Source organism: Pseudomonas sp. PvP009 (assembly GCF_017832995.1).
GTDB classification, from domain to species: domain Bacteria; phylum Pseudomonadota; class Gammaproteobacteria; order Pseudomonadales; family Pseudomonadaceae; genus Aquipseudomonas; species Aquipseudomonas syringae.
The window spans coordinates 1,416,612-1,435,419 of sequence record NZ_JAFIBG010000001.1 but is presented as its reverse complement, the minus strand read 5'-3'; the positions used below and the strand labels follow the sequence as shown (position 1 = coordinate 1,435,419).

At 60.0% G+C, this 18,808-nt stretch carries 11 protein-coding genes; 2 read left to right on the top strand and 9 right to left on the bottom strand.

Features of this window, described 5'->3' with window-relative positions:
* Positions 1-198: 198 nt before the first annotated feature.
* Together JOE29_RS06305 and JOE29_RS06300 are read right to left on the bottom strand one after the other, a co-directional pair.
* Complete coding sequence (locus JOE29_RS06305) at positions 199-1,461, bottom strand: McrC family protein (RefSeq protein WP_210079057.1); 1,263 nt, start codon at positions 1,459-1,461, stop codon at positions 199-201.
* Entirely contained in the window at positions 1,458-3,011 is a 1,554-nt protein-coding gene (locus JOE29_RS06300; protein ID WP_210079055.1) for an AAA family ATPase, read from the bottom strand. Before JOE29_RS06300 ends, JOE29_RS06305 begins: the two co-directional genes overlap by 4 nt.
* 430 nt (positions 3,012-3,441) lie before the next feature.
* Between JOE29_RS06300 and JOE29_RS06295 the strand changes: the two genes are divergently transcribed.
* A complete protein-coding gene (locus JOE29_RS06295; protein WP_099315152.1) occupies positions 3,442-4,017 on the top strand; it encodes a Bro-N domain-containing protein in 576 nt (191 codons plus the stop codon).
* A 52-nt stretch (positions 4,018-4,069) separates the two neighbouring features.
* On the opposite strand, the gene JOE29_RS06290 is transcribed toward JOE29_RS06295, so the two are convergent.
* The 4 genes from JOE29_RS06290 to JOE29_RS06275 form a co-directional block, all read right to left on the bottom strand.
* Positions 4,070-4,360: a hypothetical protein gene (locus tag JOE29_RS06290; RefSeq protein ID WP_100073556.1), complete on the bottom strand. Its 291-nt coding sequence runs from the start codon at positions 4,358-4,360 to the stop codon at positions 4,070-4,072.
* A gap of 394 nt (positions 4,361-4,754) precedes the next feature.
* Entirely contained in the window at positions 4,755-7,871 is a 3,117-nt protein-coding gene (locus tag JOE29_RS06285; protein WP_210079047.1) for an autotransporter serine protease, read from the bottom strand.
* A gap of 91 nt (positions 7,872-7,962) precedes the next feature.
* Positions 7,963-10,968 carry an autotransporter serine protease gene (locus JOE29_RS06280; RefSeq protein ID WP_074952064.1) on the bottom strand — a complete coding sequence of 1,002 codons (3,006 nt, stop codon included), beginning with the start codon at positions 10,966-10,968 and terminating at the stop codon, positions 7,963-7,965.
* A 492-nt stretch (positions 10,969-11,460) separates the two neighbouring features.
* Entirely contained in the window at positions 11,461-13,026 is a 1,566-nt protein-coding gene (locus JOE29_RS06275; protein WP_003429486.1) for a PAS domain-containing methyl-accepting chemotaxis protein, read from the bottom strand.
* 258 nt (positions 13,027-13,284) lie between these two features.
* Between JOE29_RS06275 and JOE29_RS06270 the strand changes: the two genes are divergently transcribed.
* Positions 13,285-13,635: a topoisomerase DNA-binding C4 zinc finger domain-containing protein gene (locus JOE29_RS06270; RefSeq protein WP_074997151.1), complete on the top strand. Its 351-nt coding sequence runs from the start codon at positions 13,285-13,287 to the stop codon at positions 13,633-13,635.
* Between the two features lie 32 nt (positions 13,636-13,667).
* On the opposite strand, the gene JOE29_RS06265 is transcribed toward JOE29_RS06270, so the two are convergent.
* The 3 genes from JOE29_RS06265 to recQ form a co-directional block, all read right to left on the bottom strand.
* Positions 13,668-15,881, bottom strand: coding sequence for a FimV/HubP family polar landmark protein (locus JOE29_RS06265; RefSeq protein WP_210079039.1), 2,214 nt, complete (start codon positions 15,879-15,881; stop codon positions 13,668-13,670).
* A gap of 95 nt (positions 15,882-15,976) precedes the next feature.
* Positions 15,977-16,411: a MarR family transcriptional regulator gene (locus JOE29_RS06260; protein WP_003363288.1), complete on the bottom strand. Its 435-nt coding sequence runs from the start codon at positions 16,409-16,411 to the stop codon at positions 15,977-15,979.
* A gap of 93 nt (positions 16,412-16,504) precedes the next feature.
* Complete coding sequence (gene recQ / locus JOE29_RS06255) at positions 16,505-18,634, bottom strand: DNA helicase RecQ (RefSeq protein ID WP_024961117.1); 2,130 nt, start codon at positions 18,632-18,634, stop codon at positions 16,505-16,507.
* Between the last annotated feature and the right edge of the window lie 174 nt (positions 18,635-18,808).

Below are 18,808 nucleotides of genomic sequence, written 5' to 3'. Positions count from 1 at the left end.
CCCTTCTGCAGTGTAAACTTTCGAGGAATGCCTTTTCTCAAATGGAAAGGCTAGAAAAATTAACTCCAAATTATTTTAAAAACACACTTTCCCAAACACTTTCCAAACACGTTCTCAAAATAATTACTTTGCCCCCCCCAACTAAAGCTCTTATATTTATCAACCTCAGTTTTGGGCAACCAGAATTGCAAAACCCTCCTAAAAATATTTAAAATTTAAAGCTTGTAATCTACCTATTTGCAAATCAAACGGCACCACCCACAACCTCAACCCCTCTGAAAACTCAAAAACCGGCAACGCCTCCTGAAACGAAGCCCGCTTCGGATAAATCAGCACCAAATCCCCCTGCCCGCCCAGATATTTCTGTCCATACGCAAACAGCTGGTAAAAATCCGCCTGGCTCAGACCATAATTTTTGCCACCCAACTCGCTTTCCAGTCGCTTCCACTTGGTGTCCAGAACCCAGCTCTTCTCCCCGTGAGTAATCATCAAGTCAGGCCGTAGCTGAAAGACCTTTTTGCCCTGATGGGTGCACAGATACTCACTGCTGCGCTGGGTATGCAGCGTTGCATCTGGCGGCAGTGACTCCCTCAGGCACGCAGCCACGTAGCGTTCGAACAGCTTCTCCATCGGGAACAGCAAGCTCATGCCCTGCCATTCGCCCGCAATCGCCAGTGGTGTTTGCTGTTGGATGATGAGTTCGCACCACGGCTTCACAGGCTGGTAGTGGGCCATCAGCCGATCGTGGCGCCACTGTTTGAAATCTTGAGCGGTGTCTCGGCTGCTTGGGATCTCTAGCAACAGTGAGCGCAGTTCGTGGGAGAGACGCCAGTTACTGGGGTCTTGGGTTGTTTTGCAGACGATATCTAACGCTGTTTTGAGTAGGCGGTTCTCGGCCCGGTCGGGCAGGAATACGTCGTGACGAATTTGGAAGTGGTGCTGTCGGCCAGGAGGTTGGCGCATTTGGCGGGCGGTGTTGAGTTGGCCGCGCAAATATCGCTGTTCCTCTTCGACTCGTTGGTAGTCGAAGCGAAGGCCGCGTTTAATGAGGTGGTCGAGCGCATCAAGAAAGCTGCTCATCACCCATTCAGTCAAGGGCGCGTCGAAACGCTGTAAGGCGGTAGCGCCGACCTTACGGGTAGGCAGGTCTAATGACTTTTGAATCATGCGCCTGAGCAACGCGCGGCTTTGCTGGATGCAGTCACCTTGTTCAAAATGCTTGGGCAGGATTTCGATACGCGTACCGCAGGGTGTTTCCAGCGCGCCAACGTAGTTGTCGAGTTTAAGCCAGCGGCGGCCTTCGACTTGAACCAGTGCTGCACCCGCTTTGCTAAAGCGGGAACTGGTTTCGCAGAGCCAGTCGAAAGCCGAGGGCGATACCTGGGCTACGTCGAGCGTCGGGCTAAGAACATTGCTGGTTGTCAGCCGAGCATATTCTCGGACCGTTACGGTGGTTTTCACCTTTGCTGTTCGCTCAGGAATTTAATGATCTTGCGCCCGAGGTCCCGCGTGTTCAGCGTGATGCCCGACGCTGATGTAATAGGTAGGCCATGTTTGCTGGCAATCTCTCGCAAATGTGGCTTGGCAGGTTTGACCTGCTGGCCTCCACGATAGACCTCAATACTGCCATTGGCGGCTTGTCGTATGTCTACGCCTTCCGTTCTGACGGTCTTGGCTTCCAGCGGCGCGCTGACGCTCAGGTTGTGATCGATCACCCCCAGATATGACTCGATATTGTCGAATGCAGGCAGATTCACTTCCCAACGCTCGTTGTTCTGCCCGACTGTGACAGCATCTCCAAACAGCACGCTGAGGTCTTGGCTCGGCTGGATCAAGAATCTATTTTCTGGAGCCTTGCGTTGATCGTTGAGGACCCACTGGATACGCTGCCAATCTTCGAAGAAGTACTCCTGAAGTAGCGGCAGGATTTGCTCTCGAAAAATGCCTGCCAGGCGCCCCAATGTTGGATCGCTTTCGAGAGGCATGAAATACGCGTGCCCCAGGCAATGATCTTGATCGAGCAGGACGGCTATACGCTGGTTCATCACACTGAGCAATTCGTCGATAGCGATGCCATCAACCTCTATATCTTCAAGCAGCTCCGGGTTAGGCGGCACCTCGATGAACGTGAAGCGACGACGCAGGGCAATATCAAGTGCGGCCAATGATCGGTCAGATGTGTTCATGGTGCCGATCAAGTGAATGTTGCCGGGGATGCTGAAGCGCTCCTTCGAGTAAGGCAGCGTAACTTCGAGAGCCTCTGATGCGCCCGCACGCTTGGAAGGTTCAATGAGGGTGATCAGCTCGCCGAAGATGCGCGAGACGTTGCCTCGGTTGATCTCATCAATGATCAGCACTTTGGCATCGGTATGCTGAATAGGGGCAGGCTCAAATAAGCCCTCCTCGTTCCTACCCAGCATGTGTTCGACCATCGACGGCAGGAAATTCTTGTAGCCATTTACCAAGAACGGATCAAGGATGGAGCCCGGCACTTTCTTGTCCCAGCGACCATTGCCCAGTTCTTCGATAGTGAAGGTGCCGGCGTCCACATAAGAAGCGAGCGTATTTAGCAGACTCATGCCTATGGGGAGGTGCTTACCTTGAGGCTTCTCTATCTCTACGACATCAGGCGTGGCGCGGGTCACTTTGTAGCCTGTGCCGTAGCGATCACCGACTTTGAATGCTCGGTATTTTCCGCTCAGTTCACTCGCAATTGACTCGCAGAGGCTTTTGAAAACGCCAGATACCACCTCGTAACGGATCTGGCCTTGCTCATCAGTCGTAGCGCGAAGCCCTTCAACAAAGTCTTCATAGCTGAAGCTCTGATGAAAGGTCACAAAGCGCACGTCGCCTGCTGCGAGCAGCTCGTCGAAACGAGCTTTTAGCGCTGACCGATTACCGGCATTTTTTGCAAGAAAAGGCTGATCCAGGATCTGCAACGTCGCTTCGACTGTGGCGTAGGTTTTCCCCGTACCGGGCGGACCGAAGAAAATCTGATTGAGCGAAGGCATTACCGAACGTCCCTGTAGGAAAAGTCCGACAACAGTATCTAGATTGCCAGCATGGGTAAAGCGAAGCGTCGGTAGTGTCGTGTTTATGTAGCAGCCCTGAGAATGCGACGCAGAGCGTCGCGAACTGCATTCCTACGCGGAGCGTTGGAACGATATGGGTTGCTGAGCCCGATACCTCGCCTGAAGATCGGAAACCCCTGACAGCCCCTCCCTCTCCTGTCCGATATCGACACGTTGCCAGCGCCGGTATCGTATGCGCCGGTGCCTAAGAAACACCCAACGTAGATGCAGTGAGTTCACGCATAGCTTCAGATTCCAATCGTTCTAATCAAACGGGAATCTCGGCTTTGCTGATCCGCTCAGTTGGGGTTTCTTACGCCCGCTCTGCGTTGGTCTTTAACGTCATTTCAGCTCATACGTAGAGGTCAGCATGTTAAACAATCTATTCCGGGGCAGTGCTCGTCAGGCACAAGAGGTTTTTGCCGGCTTCACCCCAACCCCCTTCCACCGCCACAACCGCCAGCTCATCGCCCTCCTCCTCGAAAACCAACCCTGGTTCAGTGCCCGTGATCTGGGTCGCATGATCGGCTGGCCGTTGAACGAGCGGACGCTGCGCAAGCTGGACGCTGACCAGCACCGCATGATCTCGCTCGACCTGCACGGCGAAGCACAGTCAGAGCTGATGGTCAGTGAGTCGGGGGCGTACGCGATGATGGTGCATCACTACCATGCGGAGAATCGCGGGTTGCGGCAGTGGCTTACCCATGAGGTGGTGCCTGCGTTGCGGGATGGGCAGGTGCCGTTCGATGACTGCACGCCGAACCTGAGCATGCTGCAGTGGCCGGGGTTGTCGGTGAGTATGTTGCACTGGCACAGCGAGCCGTGGATACGGTTGCGGGATATGCCGATGCTGTTGGCGCATCCGCAGATGCAGGTTGAGGCGCGTCCGCGCAGTTTGGGCAGGCCTTGGTGGCGGGCGGTGCTGCCTGCCTCTCGGCTGGGTTGAATGCGTGGTGATGGCCGTGCCATGTGGGTGACGGCCATTGTGTCTCGTCGGATCAGTCTTTCAGGCGGCGTCGGTAGTCGTTGATCATTTCTTTGGTGACGTCCTCCTTGTAGCAAATCGGTTCCTCACCACCTTCACGGCTATACGCACTGCGCTTGCCGCATCGGCTGCCGTTACGCGCAGAGTTGTAAGGGCAAGGACAGTTGCCGGAGTAGCCATCGATGGATTCCTGGATGATGGCTTTGACGATTGAGGCGTCTGTTACCTGGGTTTCTCTGGCGTTTGCGGAGAAGGCACAGAGGAATGCGAGTATGGCAACGAAGCCTGTCCCTGTCTTTTTCATGGCTATTCCTTAGCGAGTGCAGACGAGTGTCTGTTGCAAGGTTTTACCATGATGTTAATGAGCCATCAAATTTTGTTTGTTGAGGTGATTGTTGGGGGTTTGGGTTGTTCGGTGAGAACAACTTTGTGGGAGGTTTGAATAGCCCGACTTTGAGACTTGGTTTGCAGAGGATGTATCGCACGCACAGGTTTTACTGCCGGTTCCCGGCAGATCGCGAACAAGTTCGCTCCTATGCCCTGCGGGCAGAAGCGTTGCCCGGTGCGTTTCACGGTATTTGGCCAAAAGCTTGGATTCGTGAGTTATCAGGCCGTGATGGCTTGGATGTGACGCGGAGCGGTGGGCATGCTAGGTGTCTAGAGCCTGCGGGGCCACTACACCCCGCAGGCATCCCCCATCAGAACTGCCAATCCAGCGACAGACCCACACCGTGGGTTTTATCCCGCGCACCCAGCAAACCGTTGTAGTCCAGGTTGATGCGTGCGTCCCTGCCCAGGGCCAGGCTGGCGCGGGCGCCGACTATGGCGGCGTCGCGGTCCATGGAGACGCTTTGCACGTTGAAGCTGTTGCCGGCGCTGGCGAAGGCCAGGTGTTGTTCCGACGAGGTGTCGCTCAGGTTGTGCTGCCAGCCGAGGGTGGCGGAGACGTCGAGTTTTTGTGTGTCGTTGAGGTTGAAGCGGTTTCCGGCGCGCATGCCCAGGGTCGAGAGCACGGTGTCGCGTGTGTCGTCGCTGCCTTTGAGGGCTGTGGCGCCGCCTTTTTCGGTGAAGCTGTCGCTGTCGAAGTGGACGTAAGCCAGGTTGGCGAATGGCTCCAGTGCCAGCGGTTGCAGGTTCAGGCGGTAGGCGGCTTCGGTGAACACCTGGCTCGACTGGGCGTCGCGCTTGACCTTCTGACGGTCGGAAAACGCGCCGAATTGCAGGTCGCGTTTCACATCGATGCGGTGCCAGCTGTGCGATGCGCCTGCGGTGAGGCGCAGTGCGCCCTGTTCGTGGCCGATGTAGGCGCCCAGGTGGTAGCTGTCTGCCGAGGCCCGCGAGTGGGTGTCGTCGCCCAGGCTCAGCGAGGTGTCGCTGTAACCTGCCATCGCGCCCAAACGGGTGTGCTCGCTGATCAGGCCGTCGACGCCTGCCAACAGGCCACCCAGCGATGAGGTCGAGCTGGCGCTGTCACTGCTGCCACTGTTTTTGCCCCAGGCACCCAGCGCCTTGACCCACACCGAGCTGTCTTCAGTGCCGGGTGCTGGCTGGTCGTACAAGCCTTCTACGCGCAGACGATCACCCACGGCGTCGCGCAGTTGGCGGCTGTCGTTGATCAGCTGTGTAGCGATGGCCGGGTGCACTTCGCCCGACAGTTGGGTGAATGCACGGCGTGCGCTGGCAGCGTCCTGGCTGAGGATGACGCTCTCATAGACCGAGTTGCCCGCACTCAGTTGCTCGATGGCCTGAGCCACGCTGCGCTGGTTGGACGTTTGCGCCGCGCTGGCGAAGCTGTCGCCATTACGTGCAAGGGCCAGTGTCACGCCTGTACCGGTATAGGCCAGGTTGCCGTCCAGGAAGGCGTAGTTATCGGTCACCGAGCCGAACTGACCCTGAACGCCGCCAGTCGCCTGCAGCACGTTGAACTGCTGACCGACCACGCTGCGGGTCTGGTTGCTGCTGAGCAGCGCGGGGTTGTCGTTTTCCAGGGACAGGGCCATGTTGGCGCCGCTCACGGTCGCGGTGCCGCCGACCACGATGCGGTCGCTGGCGGTGGGCGAGAATTCAACCGCGTAGGTCGAGCCCGGAGCCAGGTTGAGGTCGCCCGCCACTTGCAGCGTGCCGATGGAGTTGCCCGGCGCGACGGTGCCGCCCTGGTTGGCGGTCAGCGCTGCGACACTGCCATTGCCACCCAGTATGCCGCCGTTATTGACGGTGACCGCAGAGGCCAGCGAGCCGTTGATGGCCAGACGACCTTGATTGACCAGCGTCGGGCCGCTGTAGCTGTTGGCGCCAGTCAACACCAGAGTGCCGATGCCTTGTTTGGTCAGGCCGCCGTGACCGGAGATGTTGTTGCTCCATACGTCCAGCCCGCATTGCGGCCCGCTGCAGGTGCGTTGGGTCGGTTTACCGGCATCGACAATCGCACCGACACCAGGCAGGTCAGCCACGAACTGGCTGTCGCCGTAGGCGCCGTCGATACGGAACTCGGCAGGAATATCCGCTTCGGTGACGAACATGCTCGGGCCGTTGACCGCTTTGCCGAGGTTGATCATACCCCAGCCGTACAGCGCATCGACGCCCGGCGCGCCGAGGTCGGTGGCGGTAGTTTTCAGGACGTCGGCGACCTGCGCGCCGGTCATGTACGGGAAGCGCTCCATCAACACAGCCATGCTGCCTGCGACGTGAGGCGCAGCCATCGAAGTGCCGTTCTTGTTGGCCCAGCCGACGGTCAGGTCTGCCAGGCTGGTGCCGTTGAGCACCGAGCTGTAGATGCGCGTGCCCGGTGCCGAGACGCAGAAGCTGGCGGTGTAGCCACAGCGCGACGAAAAAGTGCTCAGCGTGTAGGGCGTGGTAGCGGCCGCTGCGGCATCCGGATTTTGTTGCAGGGCGGCGACGGTCAGCCAGTTGGGGGCGATCTCCGGTACGAAGTAGCCGAGCCCGGCCATCGCGTCGGGGTTGTTGAGGTTGTAGTCGTTACCTGCTGCGAAGATAGTCACCACGCCGCTGCGTGCGGCGTCGATCGCGCCCTGATACGCGCCACCCGGACGCGTGCCGAGGATCTGGCGAATCTGGTCGAACTGCACTTGCGCGTCCTGCACGGTGAAGTGCGGGAATGCCGGATCGCGCCCGCCTTTGTCGAAACGGTCCGTGATGCCAATGCCCCAACTGTTGTTGATGACCCGCGCGCCGCTGTTGACCAGCGCGTTCCAGCCTGCCTGATACACCGCGCCGTCGTTGCCCAGTACGATGCCGTCTTCCGGGCCCGGGTCGCCGTTGTCGGCGCTGATGATTTGCGCGTTGTAGGCCACGCCGTGCATCGGCCCGCCGTCGCGATTGCCACCGGCAATGCCGCCGACGTGGGTGCCGTGGTTACCGAGTTTGCCGCCGGAGTCCAGGCTCGGTGCGCCGTCGTAGCGGAAAGCGTCGCCCGCCTTCACCGGGATGTACGGGTCGGTGTACTCGCGGATGCCGCTGGTGACCAGATTGACCACCTTGTTGGGGCTGTCGAATTCCGGATGCGGGGCGTAGACCGGCTGGTCGAAGATGCCCAGTTTGATGTCCTTGCCCGAGTAGCCTGCGGCGTAGGCCTGATCGGCGTTGATCGCGCCCAGGCCCCAGTCGGCATTGAATTCGGCACTGCGCCAGCTGGCGGCATTGCCCGCCTGCCCTGCTTCCACATACGGTGCGGCATGAGCCACGCCCAGTGTCGCCAGGTAACAGGCGAGCGCGCCGCAGGAGGCGCGATTGACCGCTCGAATGGCTTGTCTCAGGGGTTTGACAGAGGTGTGTCGGGTACTGAATGCATCTTTCATGAAAATTACCGTCCTTAGTTAACGCGCACGAATCTCCGCGCGCATGCATCTGCATGCGCGTCGTTCTTTTGGGTTTAGGGTTGTCTACTGCTTAGAACTGCCAGTTCAGACTCAGGCCGACACCGTGACTTTTCTCACGACTGGCCAGCTGGCCGCTGTAATCGAGGCTGATCCTTGCCTCCTTGCTCAACGCCAGACTGGCGTGAGCACCGACCAGCGCGGCATCGCGCACCAGCGGCGAGCTTTCTATAGCGAAGCTGCTGCCACCGGAGGCAAATGCCAGATGCTGTTCGGAATCGGTGTTGCTCAGGTTGTGCTGCCAGCCGAGGCTGCCGGACAGGTCGACCTTCTGACGGTCGCTGATCGCGATGCTCTTCAGGGCACGCAGGCCGAGGGTACTGAGTACCGCATCACGGTTGTCGCTACCGGCAGACAGCGCTGCAGCGTCGCCCTTCTCGGTGAAACCATCGGTGTTCAGGTGGACGTAGGCCAGATTGGCGAACGGCTCAAGCGTCGCGGGTTGCAGGTGAATGCGATACGCCGCCTCGGTGAACACTTGGGTGCTCTGCGCATCGTGTTTGGTTTTCTCCTTGCCCGCTGCGCCGCCGACCTGCACGTCGCGTTGCGCGTCGATGCGATGCCAGCTGTGTGCGGCGCCCAGGGTCAGGCGCAGCGCACCGATTTCATGGCCGAGGTACGCGCCCAGATGGTAGCTGTCCACCGACGCCCTGGAGTGCGTGCCGGAGCCCATGTTCAGCGAGCTGTCGCTGTAGCCTGCGACGACGCCCAGACGGGTGTCATCGGCAAGGTTGCCATCGACACCGGCCAGCAGCCCGCCAATCGAGGAGGTGTAACCCGCAGTGTCGTCGCGCGAGTCGGTCTTGCCCCATGCGCCCAGGGCTTTGAGCCAGACGTTGTCTTGTGCGGCAGTGTTGCCATCGGTGCCGAACACGCTGGCACCCAGACGCTCACCCACCGCATCCCGAACCTGACGGCTGTCGTTGATCAACACGCTGCCGATGGCCGGGTAAATTTCACCGGACAATTGCTGGAAGCTGTCGCGTGCCGAGGCAGCGCTCTGGGTAAGCAGCAGGTTTTCATACACCGCATTACCCGCGCCGAGTTGTTCGGCGGCAGTCGCCACAGCAGCCTGGTTGGGGGTTTGCGCGACGCTATTGAAAGCGGCAGTTTGCTCGACGTTCAGTGCGACCGCGTTGGCTGCGTAGTCGAGTCGGCCACCGAGGAAGGCGTAGTTGGAGGACACGCTGCCAAACTGGCCATTGATGCCATTGGCCGCTTGCAGCACGTTGTACTGGCGACCTACCACGCTTTGGATCGGAGCAGAACTCAAGGCCACAGGCGTTGCATTCTCCAGCGCCAGCGTCATGTTCGCGCCTGACACCGTGGCGCTGCCTGTAGCGACGATGCGGTCACTGGCAGTTGGGGAAAGCTCCACGGCGTAGGTCGAACCCGGCTCGAGAGTCACATTGCCATTGACCTGCAATGTACCGATGGAGTTGCCCGGCGCGACGATACCGCCGTTGCGCGCTGTCAGCCCGCCGATCTGGCCATTGCCGCCCAGCGTGCCGCCAGCATTGACCTGCACGGCTGACACGAGCGATCCATTGACCGACAGCAAACCGCCATTGACCAGTGTGTCACCGCGATAGGTATTGGCGCCCTCCAGAATCAGTCGACCCGCGCCGGATTTAATCAAGCTGCCTTGGTACTGACGCTGTGCCGCTGCGGCGGCGCGAGCAGTGCCGGTGGCATAATCGGCCTGATCCTGCTGGCTGGCGGTGCTGGCAACGCCGTTCTGCCAGCCTTTACTGATCAGCGTCCGCTGCCAGGTGGCCTGCTCGGCGCTGTCCTCGGCCTGACGCTGGATCAGCGCCTGATCGGAGATATTATTGCTCCACACATCAGTCAACCCTGCACCCAGATTAGCGTCGAAGGTGCCGAGCAATTGGCCCGGACCGCGCATTGCCCGCTCCAGGTTGGCCACACCCCAGCCGACGCTGTTGGTCGGTGCCTGAGTAATCGAACCGTCGAGCTGGGTGGCGGTGGTCAGCAGCACTTGCAGCGCCTGCTCGTTGGTCATGTACGGGAAGCGCTCCATCACCAGCGCCAGCGCGCCAGTGGCATGCGGCGCGGACATGGAGGTGCCTGATTTGATGCCGTAACCGCCACCCGGCACGGTGCTGTTGACCAGCCGACCGGGCATGGTGATGCACCAGTACTTGGACAGGCCGCACTGGTTGTAGCGTTGACCGTTGCTGCTGTCGAGGCCAGACACGGCCAGCCAGTGGCCTTCAAGATCCGGCTCGAAAAAAGGCAGCGAAGCCCGCACGCTGGCGTTGGCGTAACCGGTGTTGCCTGCACTGAAAACGTTGATCACGCCCTTGCGCGAGACATTCGCCGCTTCGTCCAGCCAGGTGCCGCGGTTGTAGTGCTGAGCGTAGGCAGCGCGCACGCCCGCTTCGGTGGCGTAGGTCACGTCAGCCGGCTGGCTGCCCCAGCTGTTGTTGATGGCGCGCACGCCGGCATCCGCCAAGGCGCCATACACCGCTTTGAAGTACTGCGGGTCGGGGTTAGGGCCGAACAGGAAGCTGTCGTTCTGATTGGTGTTGCCGACGTAGATCTGCGCGTTGTACGCCACGCCATGCATCTCCACACCATCGCGCGCCGCGCCCATAGTGCCGGTAACGTGTGTGCCGTGGGTGTCGTTGTTCGGGTTGATGGCACCGGTGATGCTGAACGGCGAGCCGTTGACGTAGGTACCGGTAGCGGTGACGGCGTGGTAGCGGGACGGCGTGGCTTCCGGATGGGACGGGTCGAAGCCCGAGTCCAGCGCACCGATTTTGACGCCAGCCCCGGTGATGCCAGCGGCGTAGGCCTGATCAGCCTGGATACGGCCCAGACCCCAGTCGCTCTGGAATTCTGCCGAGCGCCAACTGGCAGCGTCACCCGGCTTGCCCTGCTCGACATAGTCAGCATAAGCCGAGCAGCCAAACGTAAAAGACAGCGCGCACAGCGCGCCGGTTGCTACAGGCTTGAACGAATAACGGACAACACTCACGCACTTCGACTTTTGCATCCCTGCACACCTGATACTGGTTGGCTCTTGATTGAGCGATTCCAGAACATAGTCCGCAGTGTAAAACTTGGCAACAGTTTTATTTCAATTCTGATACAAAGGTTAAGACATAAGGAAAACGCATCGCAGGACATATACATAGCTGATAGGCGCTTGAATCTATTGAGTTTATTTTGGATTTTATTATGCCGTTGAATTATTGCGTAGTGGCCATTTAATTGCATCCGACGTGTTTTTCTTGTGCCCTACCCACTGTTTCCAGTAACAGTTGCCAACAGCGTTATTTGTCTGAGGGCGCCAAAACTTGTCCGGCAATAATAAATATTCATTCGGAGATTCACGGAAAAAGATGACGCAGAGCGTCATGAACGGCATGCCCATGCGGAGCGATGGGCACGATAAGTGGTGGTTTGGGCCTTGCTCACCATCGTTCCCACGCTCCGTGGTAATGCCGTTCAGGACGCTCTGCGTCCTATCCAGGGAATGGCCTGCCTAGCGGCTGAACCGTTCTGCCAGACTGTGCAGGTAGTGCGCCATTTCTTCCAGCTCGCTGCTGATCTGCGAACCTTGCTGCGCCTGACTGGCGCTTTCGTCGCAGAGTTGCGCAATGCGGGTGATTTGCTGGCTGATGGTTTCCGCGACGTGGCTCTGCTCTTCAGACGCCGATGCCATCTGCTGGCTCATGCCAGTGATGCGGGTCACGGACTGGCTGATGCCATCCAGCGCCTTCTGCACGGCTTCAACGCTGGCGACACTCTCCTGAGAAATCTGCTCGCCTTTGCTGGCGGTCTGTACCGCACGGTCGGCGCCATCACGCAGCGAGGTGATGATTTGCTGGATCTGCTCGGTCGACGACTGCGTGCGAGACGCCAGCGAACGTACCTCGTCGGCCACCACCGCAAAACCACGCCCCTGTTCACCGGCACGCGCCGCTTCGATAGCCGCGTTGAGCGCCAGCAGATTGGTTTGCTGGGCGATGGACGTGATCACATCGACCACACTGCCGATCGATTGGGTCGCGTCAGCCAGTTCCCCCACGGCGTTGCCAATGTCGGTAACCGAGGTCGCCATGTGCCGAATCGCCAGCAGGCTTTCATCTGCCAGCCCACGCCCCTGTTGCGCGAGCTTGTCGGCCTCCTCGGCAGCATGGGCAGTGTTCTGCACGTTGTGGGTGACTTCCTGAATGGTCGCCGCCATCTGGTTGATGGCCGTGGCTGACTGATCGGCCTCACTGCGCTGCTGATCCAGCGACTCGGCCTGGCGAAGGGACAATTGCGCTGACCGGCCCGCATGCTGGCGCACGCTCTCGCCGGTATCCGCCAGACGCGTCAAGGCCGTCTGCAAGCGCGCTTCTTCGCTGAGCATGGCCAGGTCGAGCTGGGCCTGCGGGCCGCGATTATCGCTGTAGGTCAGCGCAATCAATGCACTGGTGAAGGCCTTGGGGTGTTCTTCAAGGGTTTCGCGGATGCTGCGGCGCTGACGCACTTCAAGAAAAACGCCCAACACAACCATCACAATCGGGATCATGATGATCGACGGCAAATCGTCGAGCAGGTAAACACCCACAGCCAGCGCAAGCGCGCAGAGGATCATCGGTAACTGGCGAATCAGGTGATAGGCCGCCGAGCTGCTGGAGGACACTGCCGACTTGCCAGCCCGCAACCGCGCATACAGCGCTTCAGCGCGACGCACCTGATCGCGGGTCGGCAGCGAGCGCACCGACTCGTACCCGACGATCCGGCCGTTTTCGTAAACCGCCGTCACATAAGCGCTGACCCAATAGTAATCACCCTGCTTGGAGCGGTTCTTGACCACCCCCATCCACGGCTTGCCCTGTTTGATAGTTTCCCACATATGCGCGAACACCGAGGCTGGCATGTCCGGGTGGCGCACCAGATTGTGCGTCTGCCCGACCAGCTCTTCGCGAGTAAAACCGCTCAGGGTGACGAAGGCGTCGTTGCAGTAAGTAATGTGGCTGTTAAGGTCGGTGGTGGAGATCAGGCGTTCAGAGGCCGGAAAAGTCCGCTCAGTCTGCGTGATAGGCATGTTGACGCGCATTAGGAATCACTCCGTGATAACGCTGATACTCCGGGCAGATGCTGAAGGTGTAGCACAGCCTTTCAAAGTGACAACCGATAGTCATGATGCACTGTTATCGCCCCCAAGACTCAGGGCTTTAACAACGGTTGGGGATTACGTCACTCAAGAAACGGCAGGAATGAGAGCGGCGTAAGGTGTTTGCGCCGCAACGAGGATGCCTGCACCATGCGGCACCTGATCGCATCCCGACCCAAGGCACAGACCCAAGGCAACCCCATGGCACACAACACGACCTCTGCGCTGCAAGCACTTATCAAGAAACTGCGCGGGTTATTGAGCCGGGTTGCGGGAGGCACACCGAACCGGCAACAGCGCCCGGAGCCCGCTACGCCTGCAGCGCAATTGCCTGAACCGCAAGCGCCAGTCAGAACCCGCCGCGCCAACCCTGGCAAAAAGCCCCACAAACCTGCGCCGCCAACACCCACGGCAAAGCCGGCGGCGCCTGCGTGCCCGCACTGTCGGAAAACCATGGTGATCAAGGTGGCGCGCACCGGCAAGAACGCCGGGGAATTCTGGGGTTGTGTGGCCTATCCGAAATGCCGGGGGATCCGACCGATCTTTCGCTGAACGCAGGACCGGTCGCCCCTTACACGCTGCGCTTAGCTGATGTTGGCCAACAGCTCGCGGGCCATGCGCCGATGCTCCTCATCGGACTCGTCAATGATCTGCTGGAGGATTTCACGGGCCGATTCGAGATCGCCGTCCTCAATCAGCACTTGCGCCTGATTGATCTGGCTGAGCGGCGGTTCTTCCAGATCCAGCAGGTCGAAATCAGCGTCATCGTTCATGAAGCTGTCGAGGAAATCGTCACTCAGGCCGTCGGCGGCAGATGGCGCAAGTACTTCGACTGGCTCAACCACCTCGGGCTCGGAGAAATCACTGAGGAACTGTTCGTCCGAGAGCTCGAAGACTTCCGGCAACTGGGTCAGGTCCGAAGAAAAACCGGGGTCGACTTCAGCCGGCGCTGGTGTAGCGGCAGGCTTGGCGCGCGTCGGCGGGCTGTCGAACGGGTCGACCAGATCCCAGTCGGCGTCCATCGACAGGTCATCCAGGTTCAACTGAAACTCATCGGCGTGCTGCGGGTTGAGCGCCGCAGCGGCGCTTTCATCCAGCTGCGCGGCGGGTTGTGGCTCAGCTTCGGGCTGCAGGTAGAGCTCAGGTTCAGGCTCGGATTTATCGAAAGACAATGTGCTGGCTGCCACCGCGACAGCCGGGACGACCGCCGCAACAGGAGCGATCTCGGCAGCCTTGAGCTGCGGGAAGCGATCGCGGATGTCCTGAATGGTCTGCGGATCGACGCCGTGCTCCAGCGCAGCCTGTTCTTCGCGAACGAAACCAGTGCCGTCGCCCTGTTCCGCCAGCAACTCCAGCAGGCGAATGCGAATGTCATCGCGTTCGGGCTGGGTTTCCAGGGCGCTGCGCAGAATACCCATCGCCTCGGTGAAGCGTCCGTAGGCGATGTAAATGCTCACGCCATCCAGCGCATCCGGAGCAGCGCCAGGCGAGCGTTGTGCTGGCGATGGCTTGGCCGGTGCCGGCGTCGATGAGCTCTGCACCAAGGGCTGCGGCGCAACAGCGGGCACTTCGAACACCGGAAGCATGGATGCCTGAGCGGGCTTGATCAGTTGGTCATCCGGGGTGGCGGCGGGCGCCGCTGATTCCTTGCGCTGCTGACGTCGTTTCGAATAAGCAAACGCCACCAGCAAAAGCACGATCAATACGGCAGCGATTAGTATCGGCAGGCTGAGGAATGAATCGCTGCCCGATGCAGCAACAGGTTGAGCAGGCGCGGCAGGCGCAACTGCAGGTGTCGCAGGTGCTGGCGTGACTGTTGCCGGTGCAGCTGGCGTGGCAGCGGATTGCGCAGCGGCCAGATCACTGCGCAAGGCGATGATCTGTTTGTCCTTGCCACTCATCTCTTCCTGCAATTCCTGCGTCTGCGCCTTGAGCGCCTCCAGTGACTGAGTCAATTGCTGGTTTTCGATGGCAGCGGCCGACAACTGCTCGGCGGTACGCTGCAATTCGACAGGCTTTGGCGAAGGCGCCGTAGCGCTTGCGGCAGGCGCTGCGGCGGTCGGCAGCACTGCAGCGTCCGGCAGCAACAGGTCCTGGCCAACTTTAAGCGCAGACCCGGCGCCTGCGGCGAAGATTTGCGGGTTGAGCGAACGAATACCGTCCGCCAGCTGGCTTGCCGACACCTTGTTGCCAGGTCCCTGCAAGCGGCTGGCGATACCATTGAGCGTGTCGCCACTGGCCACCGTATAGCGTTTGCCCTGCACGGCCGCCGGTGGCGCGACCGGCATGCGGCTTTCCGAAGCGGAGGTCGCCGAGCGCTGCTGGTTGCGGCTGCGCGTGGCGGCCAGGCCTTGCGCCGAGGTGGCAGGATCGAGCAGCAGCGTGTATTCGTGCAGCAAATCGCCATTCGGCCGCGCCAGCTGGACGAGAAAACTCAGGTAGGGTTCGGTGACCGGCTTGCTGGAAACCACCCGGATCACGCCGCGGTCACCACGCAGAACCGGCGTGAAGCGCAGGTCATTGAGAAAGAACACGCGCTCTATTCCGGCCTTGGCGAACGCTTCGGGTGATGCGAGCCGGGCGACCACGTCTTCATTGCTCAGACCGCCGGTTTCCAGCAGCTGGATCTCGGCATTCAACGGCTGGTTAAGCGCCGAGTGCAAGGTGATTTCACCCAGGCCCAACGCAGATGCCAGCGTGGAGCAGGTCAGCAACGAAACCGCCAACACGCCCTTGCCAAACGCCTCGCGCGCCTTGCGGCCTGCACCTTCGACAGCAGCCAGTGAACTCTTCAGCATGCGAACCCTTATGGAAACCACGGCAGGCTTCTCACGTAATCAGATGGACGTCAGTATCCGTTTAACGATTATGGTTGAGAATGCGCAGCTTCGTCTCAGGATCTTTCGAGATTGGCGAGAATCTGCGAATGCACACGCATGCTGACGCGCAGATCCTCTTCGCTCACGCCCTCGAACAACTCGATACGCAATACATTGGCGATGTTTTCAATTTTTTCGATCAGGGGCAATGCCGTGTCACTGAGCAGGATCTTTTTTGCACGTCGATCCTCAAGCACCGCCTGACGTTGCACCAGGCCCTGCTTTTCAAGACTGTCGAGCAAGCGCGCCAGGGTGGGGCCTTCTACGCCCACACTCTGCGCCAGCTCGCGCTGGGTGGGCGGCTCGGTGAAGCGCGCGAGGTGCAGCAGGACCAGCCAGCGAGCCTGAGACAGGCCAAGATCGGCCAGCCTGCGATCCAGCTCCGCACGCCAGCCTCGCGTGAGGTGCCCGAGCTGCATCCCGAAACGATGTTCATCAGTCATTGGCATAAGGAAACTCGTGATTAAAACTAATTATTAGCGAGCTAAGCATGGTCCTTATGTTCAAGCAAGCACGGGACGGTGACGCTCCGTCGCACGCCGTTATACCTCAAACTCCGATTGCAGCGCTGCACGTACGCAATACAACACACCCTCCGGCACCCGCCCGGCAAACTGCTCGGCAATCGCCGACACCGGCGGCAGTTCCCCTTCTCCATCGAGAAAGGCATCCTGCACTTCACCCAGCAGGTCCTCCGGCAAGTCCAGCGCCTGCTCAATGGATAACTGCTGCTTGCCGATGGCTTCGGCCAGCAGGGTGTAGACATTCTTTTCCGAGCACTGCAACTGACCGGCGATCTGCGTCGGGGTCATGCCTGCGCGCGCCAGGCTGATCAGTTCGTGACGCACATCGGCAACCACCCGTGGTGCCTCGGCCTTGCCGCTGAGCACTTCGAGAAAGGCTTCGCCATAACGCTCCAGCTTGCGCGCACCCACACCGCTGACCTTGGCCATCTCGGCCATCGATCCGGGTTTGCTGCGCAGCATTTCCAGCAGGGTCGAGTCCGGGAAAATAACGTAAGGCGGGACACCGTGCTCTTCGGCCAGCTTGCGCCGCAGGGCACGCAGGGCTTCCCACTGCTCGCGCTCTTCGCCACGCACCAGTTGACTGGCCGGGCTGCCGGAACTGCTTCTCGATGTGGTTTGTGGCTTGAGGTCCTGGCGCAGTTCCAGAGAAACTTCGCCACGCAGCAAAGGGCGGCATGTTTCGCTGAGGCGCAGGCCGCCATAGCCTTCAAGGTCGATGTCCGCCAGACCGCGCGCAACCAGTTGGCGGAACAGCGAGCGCCACTCGGACTCGGTGCGCGCTTTACCGACGCCGAACACCGACAGGTGCTGATGACCGAAGCTCTCTACCTTGTCGTTGGACTTGCCGAGCAGCACGTCGACCAGATGGCCGACGCCATAACGCTGGCCGGTACGGTAGATGGCCGACAGCGCCTGACGCGCAGGTTCGGTGGCATCCCAGGTCTGCACGCCATCGACGCAGTTGTCGCAATGGCCGCACGGGTTGGGCATGTCTTCGTCGAAATAGGCCAGCAGGGTCTGCCGACGGCAACGGGTTTCTTCGCACAGGGCCAGCATCGCATCGAGCTTGTGCTGCTCCAGCCGCTTGTGACGCTCGTCGCCTTCGGAGTTCTGCAGCATCTGCTTGAGCATCAGCACGTCTTGCAGACCGTAGGCCATCCAGGCATCGGCGGGCAGGCCATCACGCCCTGCCCGGCCGGTTTCCTGGTAATAAGCCTCAAGCGATTTGGGCAGGTCCATGTGCGCGACAAAACGCACGTTGGGCTTGTCGATGCCCATGCCGAACGCAATGGTGGCGACCATGATCAGCCCTTCCTCGTTGAGAAAGCGCTTCTGGTTGGCCGCCCGGGTTTCGGACGGCAGACCCGCGTGATAAGGCAGCGCGGGGTAGCCGTTGTCACTGAGAAAAACGGCGACCTCATCGACCTTCTTGCGTGACAGACAGTAAACGATACCGGCGTCGCTGCGGCGCTCGGAAAGGAAGGCCAGCAACTGTTTGCGCGGCTGTTCCTTGGGCACGATGCGATAGAAGATGTTGGGCCGGTCGAAGCTGGACAGAAAGCGCTCGGCGTTCTGCAGGTGCAGACGCGTGACGATTTCTTCGCGGGTGCGCTTGTCGGCGGTGGCGGTCAGCGCGATGCGCGGTACATCCGGAAACAGCTCGGCCAGTTGACCCAGTTGCAGGTATTCCGGGCGGAAGTCATGACCCCATTGCGACACGCAGTGCGCTTCGTCGATGGCAAACAGGGCGATCTTGAGGTTTTGCAGGAATGACAGCATGCGTGGCTGAACCAGGCGCTCCGGGGCGAGGTAAAGCATTTTGACTTCGCCCAGACGAATGCGATTGGCCAGTTCGCGCTGCTGCTCGGCGCTGAGGGTCGAGTTGAGTGCAGCGGCCGACACGCCCAGTTCATCCAGCGTGGCAACCTGGTCGTCCATCAGCGCGATGAGTGGCGACACAACCACGCACAGCCCGTCGCGCAACAGCCCTGGTACCTGAAAACACAGGGACTTGCCGCCACCGGTGGGCATCAGCACCAGCGCATCGCCACCGCTGGCTACGCGCTCAATAATGGCACCCTGGCGACCACGAAAGCTGTCGTAACCGAAGATGTCTTTAAGTACGCGTTGTGCCTGCTCAAGCATAAAAAACCCCGGAATATCCTGCTGCACTGCAAAACGGGGGAGTATACCCGAGCGCTCGGGAGCAATGGATGACTGGGACATGAGCGGTCGAAATTAACTGCAATTGGCCTGCGCGCTGGCGCCACGGACGCTCAGGGCCTAGAATCCAGCATCGTTTATATTTTCAAGGTAGCG

Bases quoted from the DNA above. Each gene is read 5' to 3' on its own strand.
- JOE29_RS06270 (WP_074997151.1), top strand. From the start codon at position 13,285: ATGGCACACAACACGACCTCTGCGCTGCAAGCACTTATCAAGAAACTG.
- JOE29_RS06295 (WP_099315152.1), top strand. From the start codon at position 3,442: ATGTTAAACAATCTATTCCGGGGCAGTGCTCGTCAGGCACAAGAGGTT.
- JOE29_RS06300 (WP_210079055.1), bottom strand. From the start codon at position 3,011: ATGCCTTCGCTCAATCAGATTTTCTTCGGTCCGCCCGGTACGGGGAAA.
- JOE29_RS06280 (WP_074952064.1), bottom strand. From the start codon at position 10,968: ATGCAAAAGTCGAAGTGCGTGAGTGTTGTCCGTTATTCGTTCAAGCCT.
- JOE29_RS06290 (WP_100073556.1), bottom strand. From the start codon at position 4,360: ATGAAAAAGACAGGGACAGGCTTCGTTGCCATACTCGCATTCCTCTGT.
- JOE29_RS06265 (WP_210079039.1), bottom strand. From the start codon at position 15,881: ATGCTGAAGAGTTCACTGGCTGCTGTCGAAGGTGCAGGCCGCAAGGCG.
- JOE29_RS06260 (WP_003363288.1), bottom strand. From the start codon at position 16,411: ATGCCAATGACTGATGAACATCGTTTCGGGATGCAGCTCGGGCACCTC.
- JOE29_RS06275 (WP_003429486.1), bottom strand. From the start codon at position 13,026: ATGCGCGTCAACATGCCTATCACGCAGACTGAGCGGACTTTTCCGGCC.
- recQ (WP_024961117.1), bottom strand. From the start codon at position 18,634: ATGCTTGAGCAGGCACAACGCGTACTTAAAGACATCTTCGGTTACGAC.
- JOE29_RS06285 (WP_210079047.1), bottom strand. From the start codon at position 7,871: ATGAAAGATGCATTCAGTACCCGACACACCTCTGTCAAACCCCTGAGA.